15 protein-coding genes are annotated in these 17791 nt (G+C 58.2%); 10 read left to right on the top strand and 5 right to left on the bottom strand.

Translation table 11 applies throughout. From position 1 onward, the window contains the following. The first annotated feature begins 131 nt into the window (after positions 1-131). Positions 132-1493 carry a glycosyltransferase 87 family protein gene (locus tag QFX07_RS08185; RefSeq protein WP_279755144.1) on the top strand — a complete coding sequence of 454 codons (1362 nt, stop codon included), beginning with the start codon at positions 132-134 and terminating at the stop codon, positions 1491-1493. Next, on the top strand, positions 1490-2956 hold the full coding sequence (locus QFX07_RS08180; RefSeq protein WP_279755143.1) for a glycosyltransferase 87 family protein: 1467 nt from the start codon (positions 1490-1492) through the stop codon (positions 2954-2956). The genes QFX07_RS08185 and QFX07_RS08180 overlap by 4 nt, the downstream gene beginning before the upstream one ends. 225 nt (positions 2957-3181) lie before the next feature. On the opposite strand, the gene QFX07_RS08175 is transcribed toward QFX07_RS08180, so the two are convergent. Then, complete coding sequence (locus QFX07_RS08175; protein WP_279755142.1) at positions 3182-4909, bottom strand: hypothetical protein; 1728 nt, start codon at positions 4907-4909, stop codon at positions 3182-3184. A gap of 241 nt (positions 4910-5150) precedes the next feature. On the opposite strand from QFX07_RS08175, the gene QFX07_RS08170 reads away from it, so the two are divergent. The 3 genes from QFX07_RS08170 to QFX07_RS08160 all read left to right on the top strand — a co-directional run bounded on the left by QFX07_RS08170 (position 5151) and on the right by QFX07_RS08160 (position 8189). Then, positions 5151-6131, top strand: a complete 981-nt coding sequence (locus QFX07_RS08170; RefSeq protein WP_279755141.1) for a CPBP family intramembrane glutamic endopeptidase — start codon at positions 5151-5153, stop codon at positions 6129-6131. A 143-nt stretch (positions 6132-6274) separates the two neighbouring features. Beyond that, positions 6275-7582, top strand: a complete 1308-nt coding sequence (locus QFX07_RS08165) for a M18 family aminopeptidase (RefSeq protein WP_279741537.1) — start codon at positions 6275-6277, stop codon at positions 7580-7582. A 259-nt stretch (positions 7583-7841) separates the two neighbouring features. Next, a complete protein-coding gene (locus tag QFX07_RS08160; protein WP_279755140.1) occupies positions 7842-8189 on the top strand; it encodes a hypothetical protein in 348 nt (115 codons plus the stop codon). A 93-nt stretch (positions 8190-8282) separates the two neighbouring features. Here QFX07_RS08160 and QFX07_RS08155 read toward each other — a convergent pair whose 3' ends face one another. Then, the gene (locus QFX07_RS08155; protein WP_070675252.1) at positions 8283-9029 is read right to left on the bottom strand and encodes a hypothetical protein; all 747 of its coding nucleotides are present in this window, start codon (positions 9027-9029) and stop codon (positions 8283-8285) included. Between the two features lie 311 nt (positions 9030-9340). Here QFX07_RS08155 and QFX07_RS08150 point away from each other — a divergent pair, with 311 nt between their 5' ends. Next, positions 9341-9910 carry a hypothetical protein gene (locus QFX07_RS08150; protein ID WP_279755139.1) on the top strand — a complete coding sequence of 190 codons (570 nt, stop codon included), beginning with the start codon at positions 9341-9343 and terminating at the stop codon, positions 9908-9910. A gap of 394 nt (positions 9911-10304) precedes the next feature. Here QFX07_RS08150 and pdxT read toward each other — a convergent pair whose 3' ends face one another. Both pdxT and pdxS read right to left on the bottom strand, forming a co-directional pair. Then, entirely contained in the window at positions 10305-10937 is a 633-nt protein-coding gene (gene pdxT / locus QFX07_RS08145; protein ID WP_279754967.1) for a pyridoxal 5'-phosphate synthase glutaminase subunit PdxT, read from the bottom strand. Positions 10938-11043: 106 nt separating this feature from the next. Beyond that, positions 11044-11949: a pyridoxal 5'-phosphate synthase lyase subunit PdxS gene (pdxS, locus tag QFX07_RS08140; RefSeq protein ID WP_254757469.1), complete on the bottom strand. Its 906-nt coding sequence runs from the start codon at positions 11947-11949 to the stop codon at positions 11044-11046. A gap of 377 nt (positions 11950-12326) precedes the next feature. Between pdxS and QFX07_RS08135 the strand changes: the two genes are divergently transcribed. From QFX07_RS08135 to QFX07_RS08125, 3 genes are all read left to right on the top strand, one after another. Beyond that, the gene (locus QFX07_RS08135) at positions 12327-12614 is read left to right on the top strand and encodes a cation:proton antiporter domain-containing protein (RefSeq protein WP_279754968.1); all 288 of its coding nucleotides are present in this window, start codon (positions 12327-12329) and stop codon (positions 12612-12614) included. Then, complete coding sequence (locus QFX07_RS08130; RefSeq protein WP_279754969.1) at positions 12611-13966, top strand: cation:proton antiporter; 1356 nt, start codon at positions 12611-12613, stop codon at positions 13964-13966. Before QFX07_RS08135 ends, QFX07_RS08130 begins: the two co-directional genes overlap by 4 nt. A gap of 341 nt (positions 13967-14307) precedes the next feature. After that, positions 14308-15825: an MATE family efflux transporter gene (locus QFX07_RS08125; RefSeq protein WP_279754970.1), complete on the top strand. Its 1518-nt coding sequence runs from the start codon at positions 14308-14310 to the stop codon at positions 15823-15825. A 118-nt stretch (positions 15826-15943) separates the two neighbouring features. Here the strand turns inward: QFX07_RS08125 and nadE are convergent, their stop codons facing one another. Continuing rightward, positions 15944-16777, bottom strand: a complete 834-nt coding sequence (gene nadE, locus QFX07_RS08120) for an ammonia-dependent NAD(+) synthetase (protein WP_279754971.1) — start codon at positions 16775-16777, stop codon at positions 15944-15946. A 229-nt stretch (positions 16778-17006) separates the two neighbouring features. On the opposite strand from nadE, the gene QFX07_RS08115 reads away from it, so the two are divergent. Further along, on the top strand, positions 17007-17378 hold the full coding sequence (locus QFX07_RS08115) for a recombinase (protein WP_279754972.1): 372 nt from the start codon (positions 17007-17009) through the stop codon (positions 17376-17378). Positions 17379-17791 lie beyond the last annotated feature (413 nt).

Genomic DNA, 17791 nt, shown 5'->3' with positions numbered 1-17791 from the left:
TCTTCCCCTGCGAATCTTCTCCCCAATGCACCTTTCACAGGTGCGCGCGATAAACTATTAGGATTCCAAAATCAGATGCCCGCCCACCTTATGCGCGCATCCGCCGGTACCAAGGTAAGGACAAGCACCTCGTGACAAGGACTGACTCCACCACCCCCATCTGGGGAAAAATCGCTATTGTGGCACTCATCCTCATGGTGGTGTGCGGTTACCTCTTTGAAATCCTTATTAACCCCTTCGGCGGTCTGGACTTTTCCATATACCGCATGGGTGCCATGACCATCTTCGACAATGAGGGGTTTACCAAGGATTTATACGCGCCAGCATTTATTGAAATTGGGGTGTTGAAGCTCCCCTTTACCTATCCGCCGTTTGCGGCTCTAGTCTTCCTGCCCTTTGCGTTCCTGCCGCTTGAGGTAGGCAAAGCCATTATGGTGCTGGGAACCACGGCCGCCGCTTGGTGGCTTTCGGCCACTATCTATAACTATGCCCAGACTTCCGGTCGTGCGTTACCCCTGCAGGGTCGCCTCGGTCGTACCGGAACTATCGCTGCCTTGACCATCGTGGTGATGCTGTGCGGCCCGTGGCGACGTACTTTTGACCTCATGCAGATTAATCCGCTCATTATGGCGCTGATTCTTGCCGATTTTGTGCGTCCGGCAACCCGCGTGCCGCGCGGTGTGCTCGTCGGTATTGCGGGTGGCTTAAAGCTTACTCCGCTGGTCTTCGGCCTTATCCTGCTGGTGCGCCGCGACTGGAAGGGCATCGCGGCCTTAGGCGCCACCTTCCTGGCAACAATTGCGGTCGGTTTTATCCTTTTGCCGAATGAGGCTCCCCAATTCTGGTTCTCAGCAATCTCTGACCCCTCCCGCGTGGGCGACATTAACTTCGTGGATAATATTTCCATCCAGGGTTGGCTCATGCACTTCGGTCTGAAGGGCACAGCCCTCAAGCTCGGCTTCTACGCCCTGGCCGCGCTCAGCATTGCCCTGGTTGCCGTGTTGCTCTACCAGCTTGAACGCCGCGGCAAAACCCTTGCACAGGTGGCCGTGACCGGCACTCTTATGGTGGCACTTTCACCGATTAGCTGGTCGCATCACAATGTTCTCCTGCCGCTACTGCTGGCAGCCCTTATCCTAGACGCATTCCCCACCTTTATGGTGTATCTTCCCTCCGCGGCACAAAAAATTGCGTGCGTGCTGGCGTGGGTGGCCGGTGTGGGCCTGTATATTTCACCGCGTATTATCGGCAGTATCACCCAGCTAGATATGAATGGCTTGGAATTCCTATGGGGGCCCGGCGTAGCTATTGGTGGTTTTCCATCCTTTGCCTTGTGGGCTACGGTCATGTTCTGGTCGGTTGCCGCACTGAGTGCGCCGGTGCGTGGCGCTCCGGTTGAACCAGCCGAAAGCGATGCGCCCCTGGGCTGGTGGGGTGCTCGTGCCATTGTATCTGAATACGCGGCTACTACTTCTCGGGAGGCAACCGCGTGAGCCGCGAGAAGAATCGCGAGAAGAACGCCGAGGCGGTAGCGTCTATAATCCCGTGGGCTTCGGCATATTTCGCGGTTGCGGAACCGGCTGCTAAAAGCACTGTAGAACGTGCGGAGCCTGCCGCAGAGCCCACAAAACCTGCGCGTCCAGGCTTCTTTGACCGCATCCCCGGCATGCGCAGCGGCGCTCTCTGGGCGCACCTGCTGTTCATCCTGGTTGCCCTCTACGCCTTCGACTACGTGACGCACGCGGCGGCCGACGATATTTACGTGTACCGCCTGGGCGCTGTCTCCCTCGCGGACGGCCCGGACGGCTACCAGCTGTACACCTTCCGCACGCGCGGCCTGCCGTTTACCTACCCGCCGTTTGCGGCGCTGCTCTTCTACCCGCTCGCGTTCCTCACCGAGCCACAGAGCATGCTGCTGATTACCGCCATTATTTGTGCGCTCTGCTACTGGTGCGCGTACCTGCTGTACTCCTACGCGCGTAGCCGCTCGTGGCGTCTGCCGTTGCAGAAGCACCTGGGTCATTGGGGTATGGTGTCGCTGATTGCGGCGCTTATTTGGATGTGCGGCCCGTGGCGTTTGACCACACATTTTGGGCAGATTAACGCCATCATTTTAGTGCTGATTCTCGCTGATTTTATGCGTCCGGCAACCCGCATTCCGCGCGGCGTGCTGCTGGGTATTGCGGCGGGTATTAAGCTGACCCCGCTCGCGTTCGGTCTGCTGCTGCTCATGCGTAAGGACTGGAAGGGCATCGCGACCCTGGGTGCTAGCTTCGCCGCGACCGTGGGTATCGGCTTCCTAGTGATTCGGGAGGAGTCGCTGACGTTCTGGTTCCACGCGGTGCGTGATACTTCGCGTGTGGGCTGGTTCAGCTACTTTGATAATGTGTCAATTATGGGTACGTTGACCCATGCGGGCCTGCAGCATCATCTGACGGCTACCGCCCTGTCGGTGGTGCAGGTGGCGTTGACCCTGCTGATTGTGCTGGTTACGGCGGTTCTGTTGGTTCCGCTGATTCGTGCCCGCGCGCTCATGGCGCAGCTGGCGCTGACCGCGTTCATGATGCTGCAGATTTCGCCGATCAGCTGGTCGCACCACAACACCTGGTACCCGCTGATGCTCGCCGCCGTGGTCATGGAAATCTTCCCGCTCATGTACCAGCGGGTCAGCTCCTTCGTCTTCACGCTGGCTGTTATCTTGGCGACTGCGGCGCTGGTGGGTATGTACATTTCACCGTTCTGGATTGTGCTGGCGCTCTCCCCGCACTTCAACTCGGATCAGATTCTGATGGTGCCCGAGGGATCCCTGGGCCTGATGGCTGGCACTATGCCGTACCAGCTGATGTACCTGTTCATCCTGGTGACGTTCTTCGTGTACCTGGCGAATCGTCAGCTGGTGGAACGTGCGGCATACGCCGCAGGTGCCGAACTGGCAGAGGCGAAGTACTCCCGCTAAAGAAACCGCCTGCTCACGGCGGCTACCTGCTCACGGTTGCTGCCCGCTCACGGCGGCGGGCGCATCCAGCAGGGGCGTAAGCCCATCCGACAGAACCTCAGAGCATAGACTCCGGGCATAAAAGTATCCCAGTATATAAATATTCCGGTATAAAGTATCCCCCGCACCTATTCGGATGCGGGGGATACTTTTATACCCAGCCTGTTGATCTAGTCAGCCAAGCCACTAGTTAGTGCCGATGCTCCAGGTAATTGTGGAGTCGGTACGAACCTGCAGGTAACTCTTGTTGTTCTGAACCCACTGTATGCTGCCCTTCACAGGCGACATGGTCGAGGAGAAGAACGGGTCGTTCTTAGTTGCGTTCAGAACGCTGAAGCCGCGGCTGGTCGGGCCGCTGGTCTGGAACTCCATGGTCGCCTCGGTGCCTTCGTAGGTGAAAGCGTAGTGGTTCATGGTGCTCTGGAACTTCTCACCCTTCTTGTAGTGGGGTGCGGAGTCTGCATCGTAGACGCGAATGGTCCATTCGCCCTTACCGGTCAGTTCCAGCTTACGGGTGGGGGTGGAGTGGCCGCTCGCGTCAATCCATGCGGTGCCCTTGAGGTCCTTGCTGTCGCGGGTCGAGTCGATAACGCTCACACCTGCGCTGTTGTTGCCCTTCTCATCACGGCTAGAGATGAAGGCGTTAACCACACCATCTGCGGGCTTGAACTCGTAGTAGAGCAGTCCTGTGGACACATCGCCCTTGAGCTTCTCAATCTCGATGGTGTCCTTGTTGTCGTTGATGGTCTTCTTGTATTCCTTGAACTCACCCTCGGGCATCTTCGCTTCAGCAGCAGCGACCGGCGCTGCGGAAGAAGCCTCAGGGGATGATGCCTCAGAGGAAGTAACCGCTGTGCTCGCCGACTTGGAAGAATTGGAGGTGGGTGTCGAGCCGCCACGCGGAACCAGCATGACAATCGCCAGGATAATAACAATCAGCAGAGCCAGCACACCACCGATAACACCCCAAATCTTGGTGCCGGAGAACAGGCCCTTCTTCTGGGAGTTGTCCTTGCCCTGAGCTGCGGGCTCGGTACCGTAGGGGTTGCTCAGTGCCACGGTTGCCTGGTCCTGACCAGACACCTGACCCGCGTAGGGCTGCTGAGCGTTGTACGGCTGACCCTGGTAGGGGTTGTTTTGATACTGACTGCCCTGGACGTTCTGGCCACCCTGGAAGTTCTGGCCCTGGAAACCATCAGCCTGGTTCAGGTGGAAACCATTCGGTACCTGACCCGCCGGGATGAACGCCGCGTTCTGGTCGCCCTGCGCGTTCTGTCCGGGCTGCTCAGACAGGTTCACGGTACGTTCGGTTTCCGGAGTGTGGAACTTAACCAGCGGGGAGCTCTCGATGGTGTGGGCAGCCTCTTCGGTGGAGGCGGGAACCTCAGCTACGGGACCCTCAGCAACCGGTTCAGCTGCCGCCGGTACCTCGGGAGTAACCTCGGCGACGGGCTCAGCAATAGCGGGCTCAGAAACAGCCGGTACTACGGGAGCTTCAACAGCCTCAGCAGCGGGCTCTGCAACAGGTTCGGAAACAACCGGCTCAGAAACAGCGGGATCGGACAGTGCGGAAGACTGGGATGCGAGAACCTGCTCGGGCAGAGTGACACCGGCCAGCGGAACCTGAGTCAGGTGACGCATCGGCTTGGACCCGGAGGAATCCTCAGCTGACTCAGCCGCGGGTGCCTCTACAACCTGCGCAGCGGGAGCTGCCTCAGCAGCGGGCTCCTTGGGAATCAGTGGCTCAATAGTGGCCTCTTCAACCTGAATGGGTTCGGGCTCGGGCTCTTCGACCCACAGCTGCCAGCCTTCAGGAACGGGACCCCACGCGGGGTCAGGACGCCACGTGGGAGTGGGGGCCCATCCGGCAGGAGGAGCGGGCCAGTTGGGCGGCGGGTTGAAGACGAGTGCCATAAGAAAGTAGCCTTTCTGGTGCTGAAAAAACACCCCGGAAGAGCGGTCATCAGCGACTATGTATATGAGCGTATTATCGCTACAAATTATGGCATAGGTTCAGAAAATGAACCCCGTGAATGGTGGGTTTTGACTGTAATTCACGGCTTTTCAATGGTTTTGAAACATCCCGTATCGATTAGTTCTTGAAGGTTGCCGTATGCGCGGTCACCAGTGAACCCGCGGAGGCTAGGATTAAAGAATGAACACGATACCGCCTCCCGCACCTCCGCAGGTAGCCGCCGGAACCCCCGCAGCTGCTACTGCGCCTGCCGGCCTTGCCTACCACCGTCTCTCCCATGCCGACCCGAAATCCCGTTGGTTCTCACCCCTGCTGGAAGGTCTGCTCGGCGTCGCCGTATTTATTGGCCTCAACCTGATCATTTCAGTCGCCCTGGTTATGTCGGTTAGGGGTTCGGGAGTTTCCCTCCAGAATGTAGCTACGAACCGTGCCGTCATCATGGAACACCCGGCACTGTTCGCGCTGACCTTCCTCTCCCTCGTCGCCATCGTGCCTTCGCTCTTTGTAGCGCGCCTAGTCGTGGGTCCGAAGCCCTGGGGTCTAATCCACTCGGTGGCGGGCCGCCTGCGCCGCTCACTGCTGCTTCCGTACCTGGCTTTGAGCTTCGCGGTTTACGGCATCTACTACGCCGTGATGCTGGTGGTGAGCGGTGCGAACCTGCCTGAATACCATTATTTTCAACCTCCACAGGTTGAATTTTGGGTTTATATAGCGATGATGCTGCTCCTCGTACCCGTGCAGTGCTACGCCGAAGAGCTTGCCTACCGCGGCTTCATGATGCAGATGCTTGGCCGCTGGCTCCGCACCCCCTGGTTGCCGATTGTGCTACCCGCAGTACTGTTCATGTTCTCCCACGCATACGACCCCTGGGGTCAGAGCACGATTCTCGCGATGGGTATTTATGCCGGTTTCCTCTGCTGGTACACCGGCGGTCTGGAAGCCTCCATCAGCCTGCACGTGGCAAATAACGTGATCCTGATGCTGCTGTCCATGGTGGCTGGTCTGGATCCCTTCGCCTCCGAGGGCGTGACCCCCGTGGATGCACTGCAGGGTATCGCACTGGAAGGCCTGTACGTGGTGCTCGCCTGCCTGATCTTCAACGCACGCGCTCGCCGCGGCGAGGTTTCACGTGAAACACAGCCGCTCAAGGTTGATAACTAAAGGTTGTGGCGGGTTGCTCTAGCCCAGCTACCCCAACCCACCCGCCCCACTCCATGCGGGCCTCACCAGGGCTCTTGCTCCACACCGCGTGGGCTATCGCCCGGGTCACCCCGTCAACACCCAAGAAAAGGTAGGGTTAAACCATGACTGTTGATGCTGTAAAAAATATTGAAGACCTCGCCGCATTCGTGGCGGATTCGCCGGTCTCTTACCTCGCCGCGCGCACGGTAGCGCGCCGCCTGCAAGCAGCAGGTTTCACCGAGCTTATAGAGACTGAAGCATGGGACCCGCAGGTCGCAACCGGCCGCCACTTTGTCGTTCGCGACGGCGCGATTATCGCCTGGGCTGGCGGCGAGAAGGCGCAGAAGGCAAGCGGCTACCGCGTGTTGGGTGCACACACCGACTCGCCCTCCCTGAAGGTCAAGCCCTCCTCCTCCATCACCACGAAGGGCTGGCACCAGATTGCTGTTGAGAACTACGGCGGCGCACTGCTGAACTCCTTCCTGGACCGCGAACTGTGCGTGGCGGGCCGCCTCACCGTCCTTGAGGGCGGGGAGCTGAAGGACCGCCTGGTGCGCACCGGCCCGATTGCGCGCATCCCGCAGCTGGCGCCGCACCTGGACCACAAGCGCAACGAACTGGTGCTGGACAAGCAGTTCAACATGTACCCCGTGTGGGGCGTGGACCCGGCGGAGAATGATGTGCTCGGCTACATGGCGAAGCACGTGATTGACAGCGAGCCGGTCGACCCGGAAAACATTGTGGGTTACGACCTGCTGTTCGCTGATTCGCAGCCGCCGTGCCGCTTCGGTGCCGATCAGGAGCTGTTCGCTTCCGGCCGCCTGGATAACCTGTCTTCGGTGCATGCGGGTTTGACCGCCCTGGAGCGTTACGTTGCCGATAATGCGGACGAGTACGCCACCGAGACCGTGATGCTTGCAGCGTTCGACCATGAGGAGCTTGGTTCGGAGTCGCGTAGTGGTGCGGCGGGCCCGTTCCTGGAGGATATTCTGGTGCGCCTGTCCGCTGCGCGTGGTGAGAGCACGGAGGAGTACCGCCGTTCGGTGGCGGCGTCGTTCTGTCTGTCGGCTGATGCCGGTCATCTGGTGCACCCGAACTATCAGGGTCACCACGACCCGACCGTGCAGCCGCTGCCCGGTGGTGGCCCGCTGCTGAAGATTAACGCGAACCAGCGTTATGCAACGGATTCGGTGGGTGCTGGCGTGTTCGCTGCGGCGTGTGCGAAGGTTGGTGTGCCGTATCAGGAGTTCGTGTCGAATAACAATATGCCGTGTGGTTCGACGATTGGCCCGATTACGGCGACTCGCCTGGGTATGCGCACCGTGGATGTGGGTATTGGTTTGCTGTCGATGCATTCGATGCGCGAGATGTGCCATGTGGACGATATGGCGTACATGACGCGCGCGGTGGAAGGCTTCTTCCGCCTCTAAATTGAATCCCGCTGAGGTATGAACAGCTGGGGAGTGGGCGCCGGGAACGTAAGGTTCCCGGCGCCCTTATTTTTTCAAAATTTTTCGGGGGGGGGGCTGTTTACCTCTTGAATAGGTTCTATGTGTACTGTAAAGTAACCCACAATACGTTATGCACGTGTTGCACACTACTTATTTTTGAGAAGTTTTCACCAATGATGGTGCGCCATCAGCTCGTCACCGGCGTAGCGAGCGAACCCCAACATGAAAGGCGGTTCCCATGTTCTTCGATATTTCTCTGATCCCGCTGGCGGTTTTGGTCATTGTGAGTCAGCTGAAGAAAGCACCGCGAACGTCGCCAAACGACCCGGGCTATCGGGAGCAGAAGGAGCAGGCGCGAAAGCACCTGCGCATCCTGGATGTGCTCGGCGTGGGTTTTGCTCTTGCCCTGATGATTATTCAGTGGGGTAACGCCTCGTTCTCGCTTGCTTTTCATGCGTGCGTTATTTGGGTGGTTCCTCGGCAGCTGTATGAGCTCTGGCAGAAGTTCAATGTGTCGCGTGGGGTACTCTTCGCGTGTGCTATTGCGCTAATCATTATTGAGTTTGGGCTGGCGTTCCTGCCTTAGTCCGAGCGTGTAATAGTTGTGGCGGTGACCGAACAACGGTCACCGCCACAACTATTTTTAAGATGAGACAGACTCAGATTAGACGGGGTTCGATTAGACAGGGTTGTCGGGGCTGGGCAGGGTTACCACCTCAGACCAGCGCGTATCTTTAGCGGCCGCACGGTTCGCGTCGCTCTTCTGCTTCACATCGGCTGGCGCCTGCTGCGCCCACGCCTCAAAAGCAACAATGTAGTTCTCAGGGTAGTTTGCCGCGAGTAGCTCCTGGCGGGTCGGGAAGTACTCCTTACCCTCTCGAATATCGACGTAGTTGCTTGCCTTGTAGGGGTCTGCGCTCTGGATGTCACTGCGCGGGCCGGAGGCTACCTTTCCGCTTGCCACGTTATTGTCATCGATAGCGCGCACCCACGCCGCGGCGTAGGCGTGATCGGCCTTGTTCTTCTCGTACAGCGCCAGGCACTCGGCTCCTGCTGATTCAGCTTCGGCACGGGTGGGGAAGTTCGCCTGGTTGCGCACAACATGCCGCGCGGAGACGTAGGAGGGCAGTGCCGTACCGCGGTCGGCGCTGATGGCTTCCTGCTGCTTGAGGGTTTGAGCTTTCGCGGCTTCGTCAGGTTCAAGGCAGGGGGTGGAGCTCTTCTTCGCCGCGGAAGAGGAAGCGGATCCGGTGGCGCTTGAAGCTGACGGGGATGAAGTCACAGTCGTGTTCGAGGGTGCGGGAGTGTTTGATGCCGTGCTGGTGGAGCTACCGCAGGAGGCAAGAAGTAGGGGAAGAATCGCCAGCGCGGCACTGCGTCGTAGACCGCTGGAACGGAACGAAAGAAAAACAGGGGTGTGGGTCATGAGACCACCTCACAAGAGGGATGGAACGATATATTGCGTCTAAACATACCCAAATATTTGATATGCGGTCAATGGAAAATATCATCTTAGTTTAAAACCAACACTCTAGACACAAAGTGTGCTACCCAGTAGTCTTAAGGTTCTGACCTGCTTAAACATGAGGTAGATAGGGTAAGAGTGCGGAGGCTTTGCGGGTCGCCTACCTATCCCAGTATTGGCTTTGAGGCTTAGTGGATAAGAAAAACAACATTGAGGCTATGTGTTCGATGTTCCGCTACTAGCTTTTTATGCTACTGAAAGGAAATGGCATCATGAATTCTACTTATAAGATGTTTGCCGTAAATGAGAAAATAATTTTGTATATCTTATTTCTCATTGTATTGCAATTTTTCTATATTTTCCCAACTGCCCTGTATGCAGATTTCTATAGATTTGTATCGCCATGTGATAGGTGGCAAAGTGCATATTTCGACTATATACCCTTCTTTGTGGTGGGAGTTGTATCAGCTAGCTTATGGCAGACTTTTAGTATGTGGCTGGGTGTCAAGCTTCGTATAGGAATTTTTTGGATCGCATCGCTATATTTAGTTTTTAAAATGTATGGGACTTATGAAATTTTAAAAGGCAATATCTTAAGTTCATGTAAAGTCCCTACAGAATATATGCATGGAATATTGTGGCCATATGATCTACAGGCATTCATTCTCTGGGGTCCCGATATTGTCTCATGCGTTATTTTTATAGCAGTTTTTATTGCATGTTCTAAGCGTAGCTACTGGATACCAACCCTCGCAGCTATAGCCGCATTTGTTGTGCAGTGCGTCATCTTGGTACTGCTCTGGGAATACGTTAGGGGACTTATCTATTTCCTCCTGCAGTAGCGTTGGGCCGTTGAGGTGCAGGCTTTTACGGAGTTCGAGGTTGCATAAAGGGCGCTCCAACCGTGCCCCTCTGGATATGTTGGCTTCTGCTGATTATCGGGCAAATAACAATATCTGATGCTGGTGTCTTTGTGCCGTATTTGCTCCAAGAGCCCGATAATCTCCATGTTTACGCAAGTCAAGACGCTCAGCGACGGCAACCGTGCACGATTCCTCGCCACGAGCGCCTACCAGCAGTGGAAGGCCCAGCCCCAAACCCCCAGCAGCGCCCGCCCGTAACCCCACTCACCATAAGCCCACTCAAAAATAGTTGTGGCGGTGACCGAACAACGGTCACCGCCACAACTCTTTAAACGCTCCTCAACGGGCTTATTTTTTTTGGGGGGGGGAGGGGCTAGCTGCCCTTCACCTCGCGTGCCAGAGCCAGCAGCTCCTCATGCACGGTCGTATCGCCCGTGACCTCAGGGTGGAAAGAAATACCAATCAGGTTGCCCGAACGCACACCCACAATCTTCCCCTCATGACGAGCCGTCACCTGCACACCCTCACCAGTGCCAGTCACAATCGGCGCACGAATAAACGCCGTATCAATAACCACCTCATCACCGGCAGGGGTCAGCCACGGCAGGCGCACCTCTGCAGAATCAACCTGCGAACCAAAAGCGTTACGGCCCACCGAAACAGCCAAAATACCCAGCGACTGCTGACCCGGCGCCGGATCATTAATATGCTTCGACAACATAATCAGGCCAGCGCACGTACCCAGGGTCGGCAGACCCGAAGAAATCGCCTCAATCAGCGGCTCACGCACACCAAAAATACGGGTCAGACGGTCAATCGTCGACGACTCACCACCGGGCAGAACCAGCGCATCCAGACCCTCAAGCTGCTCACCGGTACGCACCCAACGTACCTGCGCACCCAAAGATTCCAGCATCTCCGCATGCTCGCTCACGCCGCCCTGCAACGCCAAAACACCAACCGTCAAACCCTCACCCGGCAAAACACCGGTAGGCTGAACCTTCATCACCGCTCCCTTCACAAATCAACAAACACAAGGAGGGTGGGACCCGCCTCAGCGAACCCCACCCCCTCATCAAACACTCACCCCACAAACGGGGTGCGCGCGCGAATTACCAGCCGCGCTCCGCCAGGCGGTGCGGTGCCGGAATGTCAGCAACGTTAATGCCGACCATAGCCTCACCCAGGCCGCGAGAAGCCTCAGCAACCTTCTTCGGGTCATTGTAGAAAGCGGTAGCCTTCACAATAGCCTTCGCACGAGCAACCGGGTCGCCCGACTTGAAAATACCGGAACCAACGAACACGCCGTCAGCACCGAGCTGCATCATCATTGCAGCGTCAGCGGGGGTAGCCACACCACCAGCGGTGAACATGACCACGGGCAGCTTGCCGGTCTGAGCAACCTCACGAACCAGCTCGTACGGTGCAGCCAGTTCCTTAGCCTTCACGTACAGCTCATCGGGCATGGTGTTGTACAGGCCCTGAAGCTCAGCAATCTGACGCTTAATGGTGCGGATGTGCTTGGTGGCCTCAGAGACGTCACCGGTGCCAGCCTCGCCCTTCGAGCGGATCATAGCGGCGCCCTCGGTGATACGGCGCAGAGCCTCACCCAGGTTGGTAGCACCGCACACGAAAGGAACCTTGAACTGGTGCTTATCAATGTGGTTCACGTAGTCAGCGGGGGAAAGAACCTCAGACTCGTCAATGTAGTCGACCTTCAGGGTCTCCAGAATCTGAGCCTCAACGAAGTGGCCGATGCGTGCCTTCGCCATGACCGGGATCGAAACAGCATCAATGATGCCCTCAATCATGTCCGGGTCAGACATACGAGCCACGCCGCCCTGCGCACGAATATCCGCGGGAACGCGCTCGAGAGCCATGACGGCAACAGCGCCAGCATCTTCAGCGATCTTAGCCTGTTCGGGGGTGACGACGTCCATGATGACGCCGCCCTTGAGCATGTCGGCCAGGCCGCGCTTAACAAGCGGGCTGCCGGTTACGGTGTTGTTATCAGTCATGACCTTATCTTCTCACGTTCTGAGTGCTCACGCGCACTCACGGAGGTGGATTTTCTGTTCTCTGACACGGTACGACCCGAAGTTTACGTCAGAATGACACAAAATGTCATGAAAGGTGCCCGCACCCATGAAGTAGACAGCCCCGCCAGCGAGCGTAGGAAATAAAACCGCCGGTATACTCTTTAACCCAGTAGAACCCTGCACACGGGCACCGCGGGTAGGCGCTCACCACATCGTAAACGCCACCTAGAACAAAAGCCCGCAGGGCAACCATCAACACATTTCACAGACCATGTAGCGCACCAGGAACTGCGCCCGGGCACACCCATATCAGCACCCGAGCGTCCAGTACCCCTGTGCCCAAGAAAAGGAACAGCATGCTCGAAGTCGTTATCGCACTATCCCTCGCTGTCCTCGTAGGCAGCGCAATCGCGCACAAAACGCGGATCACCCCCGCCATTGTGCTGATTTTCATTGGCCTGGCTATCGGCATTATGCCCGCCCACGAACTGCACGAAGTTCAGAGTATTGGCCTGCCGCCGCACGTCATCCTCGAAATCTTCCTGCCCATCATGCTCTTCTGGGAAGCCCGCAACACCTCATGGCGTGAAGCGCGCACCCGCATCCGCGGCATTATCCTCACCGGAAGCTGCTGGTCATCGTGACCGCCTTCGGTGTCGCCGGGATTCTGCACGAGCTCGTTGGCGTGAGCATCTGGGGTGCGGCCCTGCTCATCGGTGTGGCGCTCGCACCCACCGACGCAGTCGCCGTCGCAACCCTCAACGGCAAACTGCCCAAGTCCTCCATCACCACGCTTAAGGCGGAGGCACTCATTAACGACGGCACGACCCTCGTGTTGTTAACCCTCGCGATGCAGGTAGCCGCCGGCCAAGGACTCTCCCTCGGCCACTCCAGCGGCATGTTCTTCTTCTCCTTCCTCATCGGTATTCTGGTCGGTCTGGCAGTCGGTTGGGTAGCCAACAAGATTCGTGCCCACATCGACAACCCGATGTGGTTCACCTGCTTCATGCTGACCGTGCCCTTCATCGCGTTCCTGCTCGCGGAGAAGATCGAGCCTTTCCCCGATATGAAGGGCTCCGGCGTGGTTGCTGTCGTGATTGCGGCGTTCTTTCTCACCTACTACAGCCCGGACACCATCAAACCGCAGAACCGCACCTACGGTCTGCCCACCTGGGCGTTCGTCACCTTCGTCATGAACGCCGTGCTGTTCGTCATGGTCGGTGTGCAGCTGCCCACCGCCGTGGAACGTATGGGTGTCACCATCAACCTCTACGGCACCACCTGGAGCTACGGCCTGCTCGTTGTGCTGGTCGCCTGGATTGCCTGCGTTGCCATTCGTTACGTATTCCTGCAGGCGTCCATCTTCACGATTCGACTGCTTGACCGCAGCGAAAAGCAGCGCACCCTGCGCACCACCCACCGCGGACGTGTCGTATCCACCATGGCGGGTCTGCGCGGCGGCGTGTCCCTGGCGGTGGCGCTGTCCATCCCGGCGAGTGTTGAATACCGCGACTTCGTGATCTTCGTGGTGTCCGGTGTGGTGCTGTGCTCCATGGTCGTGCAGGGCATGCTGCTGCCCGCCGTGATCCGCTGGGCGAACCTGCCGGTCGACAACAGCGAAGAAGAAGAGATGAACGAAGCAATCCGCACCCTGATTGCCGAGTCCTTCGACTCCATCCAGGAAATCGGTGGACGCATCAACGCCCCGCAGGAAGTCATCGACCGCATCGCGGAAGAGTACATGTTCAACATGAGTATGTACCGCAACCTGCACACCCTGCACATGCACGGCGAGGACACCCCCGAGAATGTGTTGAAGGTGCTCGAAGCGAACGAAAAGGAAAAGGAACTGCGCCTGGGCGTGCTCGAAGTTCAGCGTGACATCCTTGAGCGTCTGCGTGACGAAGGCAGAATCGACACGAACGTACTGCACCAAATCCAGGAACGCCTGGACATTGAGGTGTCGCGTGTGCTCGGCCCGCTTGAGCTCGAATAGCTCACGCTCCTACATGCGATACGTATGAGGTGAGGCGCCCCACCCCTGAACGGGGAGGGGCGTCTCGTTACTTTATGTTGCCGCTGCCTCTGTGCGCCCTCCCGTATCTGCGCACCCCAAGCGGCTATAAGGCAGGTTTTGCTCAGGGTGAGTATCTACCCACCCGCACTGAACATCGGTAAAATATGAAAGTTACGCCCGCACTCACCCCCCCTACGCGGAAGCCTCAACGGCCCAGGGAATGAGTAAGACATTTCGGGCACCCCGGCCCCGCACACTCGCGGACATCAGCCGTCTATCTGACGCACACAAGTGACCGGACCGCACAGACCAAGGAACCTATGACGTCCCACCAGACTGAAAACAACGCGCCCAAAAACGGCGCATCCAACAACACCGCACCCACCGCAGGACATGGCCCGCACGGTGCAAGCGAAGACCCGCAGAACATCTACCTGCTCAAAGACGCCCCCATCCTCAAGGCGCTACTCTCTCTCGGCGTGCCCATGGCACTCGGCCTCGCCATCACCAGCATCTACAACGTGGTGAACTCCTACTTCGTCGGCCACTACGGCAGCGTCGAAGAACTCGCCGCCACCGGCTACGGTGTGCCCGTCTTCGGCGTCATCATGGCAATTGCGGGCCTGTTCGGTCTGGGCGCCTCCACCCTCGCCTCCCGCAAGCTTGGCGAAGGCCAGCCCGCCCACGAAATCCACCGTGTCACCTCCTTCGCGCTCTACTCGGCACTCGGTGCAGGCGTTATCGCCGCCATTATCGGCTTCATCCTTGCCGACCCGATTACCGGCATTATGGGTGCCTCCGGCGGCTCCTACGAACCGACCCGCATCTACGTGCACCTCATGTTCCTCGGCGCCCCCTTCGCCATCGGCATGTTCACCCTGGAACAGCTGGTCCGATCCGAAGGCTACGCCAAGCAGTCCATGTACGGCATCATCGTCGGCACCGTCGTCACCTGCATCTTTGACGTGCTGTTCATCGCCATCATGGACATGGGTATCGCCGGTGCCGGCTGGGCGATGGTCCTGGCGAACGTTGCGTCCATGCTGTACTACCTGCTGTTCCTGATGCGTAAGAGCGAGAACTTCTCCGCGAACATCCGTGACTTCTCCCTCGACCCCGCCATCATTAAGCCCGTGGTCGCGGTCGGTGCCGCTGAGCTCATTCAGAGCCTGAACCTGATCTTCTCCGCCCTGCTGCTGAACAACCTCGCTGCCTCCTACGGTGATGATACTGTGGCGGCATTCGGCCTAGCAATGCGCCTGAACATGGTGCCCGAAATGCTCTGTATGGGCCTGTGCATGGGCGGTATTCCGCTGTACGCCTACGCATACGGTGCCCGCAACGGCGCCCGCGTGAAGGAGGCGCTGCGCACCGCAACCATACTGTCTGTGGCAACTTCCGTGGTGCTCACTATCCCGGTGCTGATTTTCCGCCGCGAACTGCTTGCCGTGGTTGGTGATGAGCGTCTGGTCTCCACCGGCGAAGAGGTCTTGGTCGCGCTGATGCTTGCCGCCGTGTTCAACGCGGTCAGCATCGTGTTTGTCTCCTGGTTCCAGGCATCCGGTAAGGGCGGCCCGGCAATGCTGATGACCCTCGGCATTGCGTTGCTGTTCTTCCCCGCCGTGTACTTCGGCAATATGTGGTTCGGCTTTAAGGGCCTGACCTGGGCGTTCCCCTTCGCTCAGGTGCTCGCCTGCGTGCTGGGTCTGGTACTGTTCCTCGCTACGGGCGGCACGAAGGTACCGCCCGCTGAGCCTGAGGTAGAAGCTGAAGGTTCTGAGGAATCTGATGCTCAGGCTGCCCAGGTTTCTGGCGCACAGTCCGAGCAGAAGGCATAGTCCTCAGCCTGCGAAAACATAGTAAAAGCCCTGGACTCCCACATAGGAGCCCGGGGCTTTTACGTTAGTTCTTACGCTGGTTGAGGCGCTCAACCGGAAGACGCTAGATTCTTCCGCGCTAGTTCTTCCACCACGAATCAAAAATCGTCACCGGAGTAGTGCGCTTATGGCGGCTACGCAGGTAAATCTGCTCCAGCTTTGCAGCTTCCGCCTCGCCGATTTCCTTACCTTCCAGGTAGTCGTCAATCTGCGGGTAAGTCAGACCCAGCTCATCCTCATCGGTACGGCCGGGCACGCCGTCCAGCAGGTCAGCAGTCGGAGGCTTAGCCCACAGACGCTCAGACGCACCCAAAACACGCAGCAACAGCTGGTTCTGACGCTTATTCAGACCAGCCAGCGGCAGCAGGTCCGCGCCGCCGTCACCGAACTTCGTGAAGAAACCCGTAATGGATTCCGCCGCATGGTCGGTGCCGACCACCAGGTAGCCGGGGCCGCCAGCAATCGCGTACTGGGCGATCATGCGGGCGCGCGCCTTCACATTACCCTTGTTGAAATCGCTAATCTGCTCGCCGGTCGCGGCAGCGTAGGCGGTGTCGAAGCCATCCACGGCTTCGGCAATGTTGAAGGTCAGGGAGCGGGTGGGCTGGATGAAACGCAGCGCCTCCTGCGCGTCCTCTTCGTCGTGCTGCACACGGTAGGGCAGACGCACTGCCACGAACTCGGTGGTGCGGCCACGCTCATTGAGGCGGTCCACCGCCAGCTGGCAGAGGCGACCCGCCAGGGTGGAGTCAATGCCGCCGCTGATGCCCAGTACCAGGCCGCGGCTTCCAGTGGCTTCCAGGTAGTCGCAGATGAACTGGATGCGGCGCTCCACTTCTTCGCGTGCCTGCTCTTCGGTCATGTTGGGCTTGACGCCCATTTCACGGATAATCTGTGCCTGTAATTCACGCATGACTTAAGTGTACGCTCCACCTTATGGCCCGTGCGGTGAACCGCCGAGGGAAGCAAGGTAGTGTGCCACGCGGCGCGTTCAGCGCGGCGTACGCGGCGGGTTCAGTGCTGCTCTAGCCTTCCTCTAGTTCCGCAAATACGCAGCGTACTCACAGGTTGCAATCCTTGTTCCACCCCCCTCGTTTGCTAGGATGAGTGTACGGTTCAAATACCGTTCAAAACACCCGGTGATGAGGGAAAACGCCCCCACCCCCGCTACGCCACAGAACACGTCAACCAAGGACGGTGAAGACAGCACCATAGCAAAAACAAAAACTGAACTCTACGATGAGCTCGTAGACATCGAAACCAGCCTCGAAAACCACCCGCTCACCTCCGGGAAAATAGCGGAGGCGAACATCATCGTCGAGCAGATGAAGGAGCAGGGCGCCACCCAGGAAGAAATCAATGAGGCACTCATCCGGCAGGGGCTGCCTTCCCTCGTGGAGATAGGCAAGAGTACCTTGACGCAGTCTTTTAGCCTCTGGAAGCTGAGTCACCGCAAGTCCAAGGTGGAAGCCGCCATTGAGAAGCTCAACCGTAAAGAAGCCCGCCGCCACTAACTAGCCCGCCTCGGGCAGGGCAAGCAAGTACCCCCGGCAGATGCGTACAGCATCCGCCGGGGGTACTTCTTTTTCAAAGGAATATCAGTGGCTTAGATTTTCAAAGACGCTCTTATAGCGCTCAACGAAGTCAGCCGCCACGTTCCACGGACTCTAGCGGGCGGTAGGTGCCGTCCAGGCAGTCGGTGGTGATGCGATGCTGAGCCAACCAAGAGATTTTGGTGTAGCACTGATCGGTGTTCTTCACATCGGTGAAGCGGGACGGAGTGATGTACTCGGTCTGCTGATCCTTGATGTTCAGTACCTCGGTGCGGTTGCCCTTAGCGCCGTTGGTGCCGGAGAGGTCACCGGTGCCGTTGTGTAGGTGTAGCAGCAGCGCCTTGGTGGATGCACCGGATTCGCCGAGTGCGGGG

It is taken from the genome of Rothia similimucilaginosa, assembly GCF_029850985.2.
In the GTDB taxonomy this organism is placed as follows: Bacteria; Actinomycetota; Actinomycetes; order Actinomycetales; family Micrococcaceae; genus Rothia.
The sequence above is the reverse complement of the archived record's forward strand: the minus strand, read 5'-3'. Positions and strand labels throughout refer to the sequence as shown.

Coding starts and splice junctions, on each gene's coding strand:
- pdxS (WP_254757469.1), bottom strand. CDS start 11,949: ATGACTGATAACAACACCGTAACCGGCAGCCCGCTTGTTAAGCGCGGC.
- QFX07_RS08115 (WP_279754972.1), top strand. CDS start 17,007: ATGAGGGAAAACGCCCCCACCCCCGCTACGCCACAGAACACGTCAACC.
- QFX07_RS08155 (WP_070675252.1), bottom strand. CDS start 9,029: ATGACCCACACCCCTGTTTTTCTTTCGTTCCGTTCCAGCGGTCTACGA.
- QFX07_RS08160 (WP_279755140.1), top strand. CDS start 7,842: ATGTTCTTCGATATTTCTCTGATCCCGCTGGCGGTTTTGGTCATTGTG.
- QFX07_RS08135 (WP_279754968.1), top strand. CDS start 12,327: ATGCTCGAAGTCGTTATCGCACTATCCCTCGCTGTCCTCGTAGGCAGC.
- QFX07_RS08175 (WP_279755142.1), bottom strand. CDS start 4,909: ATGGCACTCGTCTTCAACCCGCCGCCCAACTGGCCCGCTCCTCCTGCC.
- QFX07_RS08170 (WP_279755141.1), top strand. CDS start 5,151: ATGAACACGATACCGCCTCCCGCACCTCCGCAGGTAGCCGCCGGAACC.
- QFX07_RS08150 (WP_279755139.1), top strand. CDS start 9,341: ATGAATTCTACTTATAAGATGTTTGCCGTAAATGAGAAAATAATTTTG.
- pdxT (WP_279754967.1), bottom strand. CDS start 10,937: ATGAAGGTTCAGCCTACCGGTGTTTTGCCGGGTGAGGGTTTGACGGTT.
- nadE (WP_279754971.1), bottom strand. CDS start 16,777: ATGCGTGAATTACAGGCACAGATTATCCGTGAAATGGGCGTCAAGCCC.
- QFX07_RS08125 (WP_279754970.1), top strand. CDS start 14,308: ATGACGTCCCACCAGACTGAAAACAACGCGCCCAAAAACGGCGCATCC.
- QFX07_RS08165 (WP_279741537.1), top strand. CDS start 6,275: ATGACTGTTGATGCTGTAAAAAATATTGAAGACCTCGCCGCATTCGTG.